This is a genomic window from Amycolatopsis sp. cmx-4-61 (assembly GCF_046548775.1).
Taxonomy (GTDB): Bacteria; Actinomycetota; Actinomycetes; order Mycobacteriales; family Pseudonocardiaceae; genus Amycolatopsis.
On sequence record NZ_JAEBEI010000042.1, the window covers coordinates 1 to 10,841 of the forward strand.

The 10,841-nt window shown below is 65.4% G+C and carries 6 protein-coding genes; 3 read left to right on the plus strand and 3 right to left on the minus strand.

The genetic code is table 11. The features are described from left to right. The first annotated feature begins 170 nt into the window (after positions 1-170). Both ACLJOU_RS46530 and ACLJOU_RS46535 read left to right on the plus strand, forming a co-directional pair. Positions 171-449: an integrase core domain-containing protein gene (locus ACLJOU_RS46530; RefSeq protein WP_410575722.1), complete on the plus strand. Its 279-nt coding sequence runs from the start codon at positions 171-173 to the stop codon at positions 447-449. Positions 450-564: 115 nt separating this feature from the next. Continuing rightward, positions 565-4,425, plus strand: a complete 3,861-nt coding sequence (locus tag ACLJOU_RS46535) for a hypothetical protein (RefSeq protein WP_410575717.1) — start codon at positions 565-567, stop codon at positions 4,423-4,425. Positions 4,426-4,524: 99 nt separating this feature from the next. Here ACLJOU_RS46535 and ACLJOU_RS46540 read toward each other — a convergent pair whose 3' ends face one another. The 3 genes from ACLJOU_RS46540 to ACLJOU_RS46550 are packed head-to-tail and all read right to left on the minus strand — an operon-like array spanning position 4,525 to position 9,831. After that, positions 4,525-8,535, minus strand: a complete 4,011-nt coding sequence (locus ACLJOU_RS46540; RefSeq protein ID WP_410575718.1) for an NACHT domain-containing protein — start codon at positions 8,533-8,535, stop codon at positions 4,525-4,527. Next, entirely contained in the window at positions 8,501-8,935 is a 435-nt protein-coding gene (locus ACLJOU_RS46545) for a DUF6375 family protein (RefSeq protein WP_410575719.1), read from the minus strand. The genes ACLJOU_RS46540 and ACLJOU_RS46545 overlap by 35 nt, the downstream gene beginning before the upstream one ends. Then, entirely contained in the window at positions 8,932-9,831 is a 900-nt protein-coding gene (locus tag ACLJOU_RS46550) for a radical SAM protein (RefSeq protein ID WP_410575720.1), read from the minus strand. The genes ACLJOU_RS46545 and ACLJOU_RS46550 overlap by 4 nt, the downstream gene beginning before the upstream one ends. 262 nt (positions 9,832-10,093) lie before the next feature. Between ACLJOU_RS46550 and ACLJOU_RS46555 the strand changes: the two genes are divergently transcribed. Then, positions 10,094-10,744 carry an ATP-binding protein gene (locus tag ACLJOU_RS46555; protein WP_410575721.1) on the plus strand — a complete coding sequence of 217 codons (651 nt, stop codon included), beginning with the start codon at positions 10,094-10,096 and terminating at the stop codon, positions 10,742-10,744. Positions 10,745-10,841 lie beyond the last annotated feature (97 nt).

Consider the following 10,841-nt stretch of genomic DNA (forward strand, 5'->3'; position numbering starts at 1 on the left):
CGTCGCTCACACGATCAACAACCGGCCCCGCAAGATCCTCGACTGGCGAACCCCGGCCGAAGTCTTCGCCGAGCAGCTACGCTCACTGCAACAACCCGGTGTTGCATCGACCGATTGAACTCGCCCAATATCGATCTATTCGTTATACCGAACGTTTGGCGGAAGCGGCAGTGGTCGCCTCGGTCGGTTCGCGCGGAGATTCCTATGATAACGCGATGGCCGAGGCGTTCAATTCACTGTTCAAGGGAGAGTTGATCCATAACCCTGTTGCCTGTGGTCGTGGTTGGCAATCAGTTCGTGATGTCGAGATCGCCGTCGCCGAATACGTCGACTGGTACAACCATCGCCGCGTCCACGGCGAGCTGGGCCAGCGCACTCCAGCCCAGGTCGAAGCCGGCCACCAAGCGTCACGTTACGATCAGCCCTTCGAGCCTGCCCGGGCTCGGTGACAGACAGCGAGACCTGCACCAGACCCGGGGCGCATCACCCCATGTGTTCTGAGCGTCCGGCCGGGTCGTTCCCAGTCGGCCGGAGAACATGCTGGGGCGGGGCCAACGGCCTAGGATGTCCAGCCAGAACGCAGCGAGATCTAAACGGGACGGTCAGATGGTCAAGGGGGCGGCGCGACGAGGGCAATCCGGCAGGCGCACGGGCGTGGTACCGCGAGGCGGCAGCGTACGTTGGCGTCTGATTGATCGTGTTCTGGCGAACTACGAAGCCGAGTCCGTCTTGGTGCTGTTGGGCGCAGCCATCGACTCTCCGCTCTGTCGGTTGTGGGAGCGCCAGCTGCTGCTGTTGTGGGCGCGTGCCGTTCGTCTACCACCCCGCGGCAGCGTAGAGGCAACATCGTCCGATCTCGTCGGCCTTGTAGAGCAGGCAGTTCGGGCGGCGCCTGACCGGGTCTCCAGCGGTTACTTCGCGGCCGTGGACGCGCGGGCGATCGTTCGACATGAGATCGCTGGTCGCCGGCTGCGGGTGCATCCAGGTGACCACGTTCATCCACAGGTGTTTCTCCGGTCACTGTCGATGACTGCAGCGGCGATCGATCCCGTGTTGGTGCCGGTTCGCGGGTTCGGATTGGCCGATGTGATGGAACTGGTCCTCGGGTACTCCGACAAGCTGATCTCGGCCCTCGCCCCTGCGTGGCCCGACGCGGGACCTGGCGGGCCTGCTTTCTGGGAAGCGGCCGAGCCGGTGGTCAGCGACGCGGAAATCGCGGTCGTGCGGGACGGGATGGCTGTTGGTCCGGAGGAGTTGGTTACGGAGTGTCGCTACCCAGCGCGGGCGGCGGCGGCGTTGACGTGGTTGACCCGCCCGGCATCCGCGATCAAGGTGGCGTCTCGGCCGACGGAGCCGGCATTGGGGCCGACTCTGGTGGTCGAGGGTGGCTACCGAAGCGTGTCTGTGCCAGCAGCGATGACCATGGCGACGTTGGCGGCGGCGACCCAGGAGTTGGCCGATCAGGCGGCGGAGTCGGCGTTGTCCCATCATCGGCTTAACGCGGTCGTTCAGCGGCGGGTTGTTCGGGTACTTATGGGTCACGCGGCCGTGGAGTTGACCGAGGAGGCGGTCGATGATGCCGCCTCCTCGATCGAGGCCCGCTGGGTGATGCCCCCAGACGAACCAGTATCCGCCGTCGTCCGGGGTGAGGCGCGGCGACGCACCGAGCAGGTTCGCGGTCGGCTGCTGGATTTAGAAGTGGTGCAGGGACGGCGGCACGCGACGGTGATCGTGAGCGGCCTTGGCTCGGGGGATCTGGAGCTCGCCTTGGATTGGGCGGACTACCGCTGGGCACGGGAATCTGCAGATCGACCTGAGAAGGTTCGGCCGCCTGTGCGGCTCGTGATCTACGGCGGGCCGGCCGTGCTCGTCGCTCAACAGATCACCGATACGGTCCGGCTGCACGTCGAGGAACTTGTCGAGATCCTTGCGGACGCTCAGAGTGATCAGATTCTGCTCGCCTGCTTCCTGGACGAGCTTTACCGGCCAGGTTCGGAGGCTCCGCTCTTCCTAGATGACGTCCTGGATGCGTGGTCGGTGTGGCGACAGCGCGGCTACCTCGTCCCACAGGTTGACTTCGATGGCGTCTGGGAGGAGCGGTACGACCAGCCCGACGATCTGCCGTGGGCGCGAGCTGCGGCTTGGGAACCGATTGAGCAGCTCTTGTTCGACGCGGCCGTGCCTGCTTCCGTTGGGTGGCCGGTCGCGCGACTGAGCCAGGACGGCGATGAGGCAGACCTGTTCGATCGCGGAGACGGCGTCGCCTTGTTGGTTCGCCGAGATCCGGATGTCGTGATCTGTGCGTTCCTCGGCGAGGCCGAGCATCTTGGCCTGAGCCCGGATGCGCTGTTCGGATTCGCAGATGGGGTACGTGCCACGGTAGGTCGCGTCGCGACGATCTCGTCGCATCTGAAGTTAGGTGGCCGCGTTCCGCTCAGCCTGGTGCTTCGCCTGCTGCCTGAGACGGCACCCATGCACGATCAAGAAATCACAGGCGTTCCGTATCGCGTCGGGGTGTCTGCGGATCGTGCTGTCATCGAGATCGGCATTGTCCCGGAGGCGATGTCCCTGTTTCAGGGCGACGGCCTGGAGGGGCACAGTGCACTCGGCATTGCTCTGTACGAGGCCATAGCACGGTTGCGGCATGCCCGCGGCGACGGACCCGGCCCCTCCCGCGAGGAGTTCTCCGTTGCGTGGGATTCTTGTCCACCAGTAACGACCGTGGCATTGGTCGAGTCCGATACTCCGGCCCTGCCTGAGCCGGATGCGCTGCCACGCGGTCCTCACATGAGGATGCGGGCAATCGAGGTTGTGGCGCGGACCGTGCGTCAGCGCGGCATACCGTCCGGTAGCTTTGCCGGCGAATCCGCTGTTCAGGTGTGCCGGGAGCACCTGTTGCCGGCGCTGGAAGACGCCCTCGTCGCTCGCGCCCGTACCTATCGTCCGAGCCTTGTGGATGAGGTTCTGCGCCGGCTCAACGCTGCCTATGCAAAGCGATTCGTGGAGCAGGCCACTATCGCCCGCTCGCTGGCCGGCCCGTTCGCAGACGACTGGATCGAGCACGCTCTCGCAGCCGAGGAAGGAGCGGCGGTGACGCGTCCGCTTGAAGTCCTGCTTGAGTTTCTCCTGGCCTACCCTCCAGGTGGGGATCGAGACGCGGACGTGCTCGATGTCGCTGACCTTGTAGCGTTGGCTGATCTCGTGCTGAGTACGGCGACGCGCATCCGCACTGCCGACCAGCATCTCTCGGACTTCGCGGTTCTCGTCGCCGACGGAGTATTCGCCTTCACCGACGAACCGGATGATGTCGACGCCGATCTCGAGAGCCAGGGCTTCGATCACGAGGCGTACTTACGCGCTCGCCGTGACCAGCAGGTTGCCCTGGCGCGTGCAGCAGGCCCGCCCGCCGAGCCGGAACACAGACAGCGGATGCCCATCGACGTGACAGCGCGATCGCCGCAGCCGTTCGCGCCATTTCACGACATCGCCGACGAGGTCCTCCGTCAAGCCGACGATGGGTTGCGTGGTGCGACGGGCACCGGCCTGGACGCCATCCGAGCCGTCCTGCACACGGCACAAGCCTGGCCTGTCGGTAACGACGGGCTGGCCCGAGTAGAGCCGGGAGCGTTGGTTGCCGACGCAACGGCCTGGAGTCGGCTACCTGATACCGAAGTGAACGCCGCTCTCGAAACGCTGACACTTGACCGCAAGACTCTGGAACCCTTGAGCGCTGAGCAGGTCGCTGACCTGGAAGATCGACCTGATCGATTGCCGCTTCGGCCCCTGCCCATGGTCAACGGTGTGGTGTTGATTGGTCCCTGGATCGCCCATGCGGGCCTTACCGCGTACGTCACGTACCTGATGGACAGTCGCCTTCCTCCCCTGCGCGCATTACCCCAACACCTGCTCAACCTCATGCAGCGCCGACGACAACAGCAGAACAACGAGCTGGAGGACGAAGTTTCGTCGGTAGTCAACAACCTCGGACTACCTCACCGCTTGCGTTTCACCCAGGGAGATGCGATGAGGGCGGGCATCCCGGCACAGGCCGGCGAAATCGACCTGTTGGTTGCCGACGTCGAACATTGCCGCCTGTGGGTGTGCGAGATCAAGGATCCGCAAGCAGCATACTCGCCACCTGCGCTGTTCCGGCACATCAGGAGCTTTGTGAAAGGCGACGGGCACGTCGCCAAACTGCTGTCAAAGGCTGATGTGATCGGCGGGCACGCCCGACAGGCAGCCAAAGCCTGTGAGGTAGAAGACGATCTTCCGTGGCGCGTCGTTCCGCTGCTTGTCACACGCTGGGTTGAGCCCGCAGCCTTCATCGCTCATCCGGAGGTCGCCTTTACCGTGCTTGACCGGCTGGCTGCGGTGCTGGGCAAGGATTCAGACCCTGACCCATTGGCCTCAACTTATGGTCTGTAGGCGAACCACGCCCGGTTCTGTCTGTAGATGGCAGTTCTTCGATAATCGACGGTGGTGTACCTGCGAGGAGCTGGACTCCGGACGGCTCACTTCGCGGCGCTAATCCGATCCAAGAATTCGGATGTTCCGCCATACATGGGCGTAGCTGCGGTACGCCGCGCGCATCCAGGAAGGAACAGAATTCCAATCGGTGGCCACCTGGCGCTCGCCCCACGCCACCTGCATGATCCGGCGATCATCGGCGAAGTCCTCGACAAGATCGCGGCGCAGAAAGAGTAGGTGGCCGCGCCAGGGGTTGTCCGCACGGAAGGTGGCGGAGGCACGTCGGCCGTCCAGGCTCACGAGGTCCACGGTGCCGGGCAACTGGCGTAGTCCGAATCGGGCGGCGAACTCGAACGACGGCACGTCGTAGCCCCCGCGGAGCCCGATCTCCGACGTGCTGTCGGGGGCGAAATCCACGGCGACCTGGTCGAACCTGATGCCGTCGTCCTGCCAGTCGCGGCACAGAGCGCGGCGCGCGAAGGCGCCCGGGGCATTGTCGTCGAAGATCAGCTCGAACCGGGGGCTCCACGGCATCTCCGCGGCCAGCACGTCGCGGACCATCGGCAGCCGAGGGAAGAAGTCGTTCCCGAGATACTCTTGCTCACTGGCTAGCTGTTGGGCGGGTTCAGCATCCTCCTGCTCCAGTACGAGGGTTCGGAAGAACCCGAACACCTCCCGTCCATCGCGGCGGTGGTCCAGATATCCCTCGACCAGAAGCCAGCCGCCGTCCACTCCGTGGATCTCTTCGGGTGACCACAGCTGGTCGGAGACGGCCACCGTCCCTGAGGTGAGCCAGGTCTGGTCGTTAGTGGGCTCCACGGGCGCCCACAGCGGAAGGGGCATGGGTGCTACCGGGGGCTCGTCGGGGAAGGTCGGGTCGATGTCGGGCATCAAGCGTTCTGCTTCACCGAAGTGGGCCGGTGCGCGACCGACATCCACGAGGCGGCCGACCATCTCGTGGTAGGCGATCCAGCCGTATTTCTTGCCGTACCGCTCAACTCTCCTTTTGGATCCGTAGCGCCGCTCGGCGTCCGCGGCTATGGACTCGTCAACGCTGCCGAAATTCTTACGGCGCCAGCCCAGGCCCCAAACGCGGCCCATGACCTCGGCGCGGGCCCTGCGGTAATCGGGGTGGTTGAAGTCGTAGTTGCCCCTGCCGTTGATGGCACCCCCGATGATGTAGTTCTCGAAGTCCATGCCGAAAGTGCGGTCGCACTCCTCGGCATTGGGGTCGTCGTCCTCCATCACCTCGGCGGGCGCTGCGGCGGCGAACGTCAGCGCGAAGGCGTCGACGTGATCCGGGACGGCAGCGGGATGAAGGGCGCCGGCGAACTCGTAGGTGGCCCGTACGTAGCCGCGCAGTTGCTCGTGCGAGGTTGGCGTGGTCCCACCGTCGAGGAATCGATCGCGCAGCTGCACCAGCCAGCCTCGCAACGCGCCCTCGAGCGGCCCGCCGGGGTCGGGCATCTGATGGGCGCTGACGGCGCCGAACGCTGCGCCGACGACCCGTTCGATGACATACGGGTCGTCGATATCGAGCATCCGGGTGGCCAGGTCGAACAGCCGCTTGGGTTCTGGCCGACCGTAGCGCTGCAGGGCTTTCGTCGCCAGGTCCCGCATGCTCGTGTCCGTGGAAGTCAGCAGCCAAGCAATGGCCAGTGCGTCCAGGTCGTCGCTCTCGGCGCGGTCGCTGCTTCCGGACCACCTGTCGATCGCTCGTTCCACATCTGCCGTTAGGCGGTCCGAAGCCTGGTTCCGAGCCCATTCGCTCCATCGCAGGTCACGTTCAGGAAGGGGCAGCTGACGCAGGACGCGGTCGAGAAATACAGCATTCAGGCGGTGCGGAGCGGACCCGCGGATCTCCCATAGACGGCCGAATGCTGGTCGCCCCTTCCTTCCGCCGGGGCGCGCGGCAACGAGCGCGGTTGCAAGCGCGTCGACGGTCTCGCTATCGAGGAAGTCCGACTCGGTGGTGAGTTCCTGGGCGAGCACAAACGAACGGTGCTCGTCCGGGGCGACGCGCCACAGGTGGCGCCGGGTGAATCGGCGCGGCACCAGTGAGATTAGGCCAATAAGGATATCGTCGCCGAGGGTGTGCGCTTGGTCGCCCAGGAGGGACTGCCAGAGAGTAGCCTCCGCGAGCTGCTCGTTGACGTCCGCGAGTGTAGTACGCACCAGGATCGCCTCGGCGATCAAGTAACCGGCGAGGCGGTCAAAAACGAAGCCGCACTCAGTGTCGTTGGAACCCCTGGCCTCCTCGCGGAGAATTACTCCCTCGTCTACGAGGCGCCGGAGCAGGCTTTCGTCCCAGTTCGATTGGTCGGCGTCGAGGATTTTTCGTGCTTCGTCGAACGGAAGCCGACGGACGTTGTGCGTCCACATGTGTTTGGCCAGATCCGTGAGGCGGCGCTTAATCTGGTCGGCCGGCACAGGGATGCGTGCCGGATCCTGGGCCAGTCGCTCGACCACGCCCTCGCGATACAGCTCGAAGACGCCGATGAGGGACTGTGGCAGCGCCTCCACACCCACCGGCTCTCGGCGGTCGTGGTTTGCGGCCTCGCAGTACATGCGGACGAACAGCGGGTTTTGGAACTCTTCCATCGGTAGCCAGGCGCCGGCCGGGTTGATCAGGTAGTGACGGAAGTAGACGCGGAGGATGTGGTCGACTTCCGCGCGGTGCCACTCCAGTTCTAGGGGCACCGTGTCCTTCGGTAGGGCCCGGTTGGCGAGTGCTTCGCGGAGGGTGACGATTACCGCTACGTGAGGGTAGCCGTTCAGGATTGGTGTCAATCCGGCGAGCAGAGCCCTCCATTCCGAAGGCCGTTCGGCCTCGTTCAGGCCGTCGATGATCAACGGAATCCGGCAGCCGGCGCGGCTACCGGCTGAGTTGAGAGCTTCCAGCAGGTCCTCGAAGTAGTCGACCTTGAGCCCGGGGATCTTTCGCGCGAGGTCGTTCAGCGTTTCGCCGCCGCGGAGGTTCCCGCCCTGGATGAAGACTCCTGCCGTGGGCTGGTTGTTCGGTGAGGTCATTTGCGCGGCAAGGTGCGTCTTGCCCTGGCCCGCGGCGGCGATGACGGCGAGCAGGGGGGCTTCGGTGTCCGCTTGTGTGTCGTGCAGCCACTGGACGATGTCGCGGATCTCCGCGCCGAGACCGGTGACTAGCAGCGCCTCTTGCAGGCGACGCTGCCTCAGTTTGAGCACCAGGCGTCGTAGCGTTCGGGGAGAGGTTGCGGGCGGACTCTGTTCGGCGAGGCGCTGACGGACCTCCCCGGGCCGGAGGTTTCTTCCGGCGTCAAGGATCTCCCGCAGGTCGTCGACGAATCGTTCCAGGTCGCCAGCAATCTCTTCCGCGGTTTGGCGGAAGGCGGTGTCGAGGCCGTCGAGAGCTGTGCGCAGTGCCTGGATCCGGGTTGCGATGTCGTCGGTGCGCTGCTGTAGCCAATCCAACGACGCGGGGCGCAGCAAGGCTCGGTCGATGCGATTTTCCACATGGTGGGAGGTGTGCAGCCGTGGCATCCACCGCGCCTCGATGGGTGCAACAGATCGCTTGTGCGCTTGCGCCAGCACCTCTGCTGTGAGGGCGAGTTCACCGAAGAAGGTGGAGCGGAGCTCGTCGTGTCCCGCGAGTTGCTCGTCGTAGTTCTCGGTGGACCAGAGTCTGACTCTGACGCCCGGCTGGCTGAGTCCGTTGATCCAGTCCTCGTCCCCCTTGGCGGGCCGCTGTGGAAGGCAGAGCACGAAGTCGGTCAGTCCGGCGACGTGCTTGATTGCCTTGGAGAGCGATTCCTCGATCTGCTTGCGTTGTCCTGTGCTGAGCTCATTCTTGCTGTTGAGGATGAACCACTTGCACGACCAACCCCATACGCGGCCGGGGTCGCCCAGAGCACCGGCGTGGTCGACGTGCAGGTAGAACTCGACGCCGGGCTGGTTGCGGCGTTCCCGCATCGCGCCCTGCGCGCCGTAGCGGCGGGAGACGATGGCCCGTGTGAGCGCTTCGAAGTTCTGGTCCGCGGCGCCGGGCAGACGTTCCAGCTCAGTCAGATCCACTGTCGCTCCCAGTGCTTGCATCAGACCGAGTAATCGTGTCCTCGTCCCATTGGTGGCGTGAGAAGATCTCGACTTTTGCGCCGGAGTGGAGGAGTGCCTTCAGGAATCCCTGGACGTCAGACTCGTCGGTCCAGATCCGGACCGTCTCTCCGGTGCGGGTGACGGTGTGGTCCAGGGCGAAGACGTCGACGTCGTACCTTCCCATGTCGTACAACTTCATGTCGGCGAGTGCTTCGCCGAGTTCGCGAGGCATGCGCTCGCCAGGGTTCCGCCAGTCGTCATCGGACCACGTGTCCTCGGCAAGAGCCTTCAGAGCCTCCATGCGCTCCTCCGCTGCCTTCGCGCCGGTGACCGTCTGAAATCGGCCGATCAAGACCAGGTCCATCGAGTGCTCCGAGCCGTAGCCGTTCCAGATCCTCATCGTGTCTCCCTCAACGCCTGTACGGCTTCCATGATGGAATTTCCGACCGACAATCCGGTGGGCGCGTAGGCGTGAGGGCGCAGGACGCCGGTCGCGTCGACGTGCATGTGTGCGTCGAGAGAGTGCTCGCCTGGGATGGCCTCCGCTGTGGGCAGCGCGGCTTCGATCCCGGTTCGAGAGACCGCGAGCCGAACGCCGTTCGTGGCGGTCGCAGCCCATTCGACGAGGCGCTGAGCGTCGGTGTCGCTGATACCGGGAGTTGCCGCGGTCGCCTGCTCCGGCAGGAGCAGAAGTTCCGACGCGCCGACCTTGTCGGCGAACTCGGCGAGGTCATCGAGTTCACCGATCGTGTCGGCGTTGATGACGGCGTTGATGCCGAACGGGGCGAGGGATCCGAGCAACGCCGCCGCCTGGACCACAGCCGCGAAAGGTCGGCCCCGGAGTCGCTCGTAGGTGGCTTCGACCCCGTCGACTGACAGGCGGACGAAGTGCACGGCCCCGCGCAGGGATTCGACGAGTGCGGGTGTGAGCCGGTGCCCATGGGTTGTGAAGGTCACCGCCATAGACGTGCACTGTGCTATGTCCGAACATAACTGGGCGAACCTTCGGTATGTGGTCGGTTCCCCTCCTCCGAAGCCGACACCGAGGCACCCGGCAGCATCGAGTTCGACCGCCCACGCGACTACACGCTCTCTGTCGAGCGCCGCGGCGTGCTTGGGCGCGTAGCAGTAGGTGCAGCGCAGTTCGCAGGCGTTGGTCAGCGCGACGGACAGGTACCGCGGAGCGCGGGAGAACTGCTCAGGGGGAACAGATACCTCGTCGAGCAGCACGTTCGTCCCGGAAACACGGTCGAACAGGTGAACACCAGCTGCGGACAGGCGAATCTTGCACGTCACCGGAAGCATCATGCCACCGCCACGAGCCGCTTGCCCGACACACCCGTCGAGCTCTGGAGGCCGAAGTCACGTCGCCGATCAAGCCGCGATCGAGAAAGACCGGGCGTATCCCCATCGGCGTTAGCAACCGACGTCGGCACCGCAGGTCCACCGAGGGATTGATCGGAAGCAAACTGCGGCTACGTTCACTCGATCGTGCACTGCGACCGATGCAGGATGTAGGTCGACATACCGAACTCACACGCGTAGGCCGGCTGCGTGGGTGTTGGATCTCGACGGATTGCCTCAGCGATCGAACACGACGGAGACGCGGGCCGACACGCCGAGGGGGAGGGAGCGCGCCGGCCCGCGGGCTAGACGCTACCTTGGCCGAACCAGCCTACCTCGACGCGTTCCTGGCCGACCGCGTCGAGAGCCTGGTCCCCGTTCGCCGCCGAGCGCCATATCCGGCTGCTGCACCGCGGCGCCCGGAGCGGGCGGGGATCGTCGTGCCGGGTGCACTCGAGCAGATCATCGACAACCTTCTCGCCAACGCACTGCGCGAACCTCACCCGGCACAACCATTACGCTCGCCACCACCCGCACCTCCGGCGGCGACGTCACCGTGCACGTCCTCGACCGGGGCCCGGGGATGACGGCCGAGCAGCGGGCGCGGGCCTGCGAAAGCTTCTGGCGCAACCCCGCCGCCCAGCACGCTGGCGAGGGCGGCGGCCGCGGCCCGACCATCGCCGCCCAGCTCGCCCGCGCATCCGGTGGCGACTTCACGCTCCACCCCGCAGCCGCAGGCGGCCTAGACGCCACCGTCCCCTCTCTGCGGCGCGGCAGCATCCGCACCCGAGACGAGCCGGCGGCGCCGCCGCCTTACAGGCTGGCTCGGGTGCTCGTGCCGCATCAAGCAACGTTGGGTAGGTAATCCGGTCGGCGGATCTTGGAGTTGACGGCGAAGTGGCGTTTGGGGTGGCTGTGGCGGTTGCGCCAGCGCAGGTAGCCGGCGATGGCGGCCTCCTGGG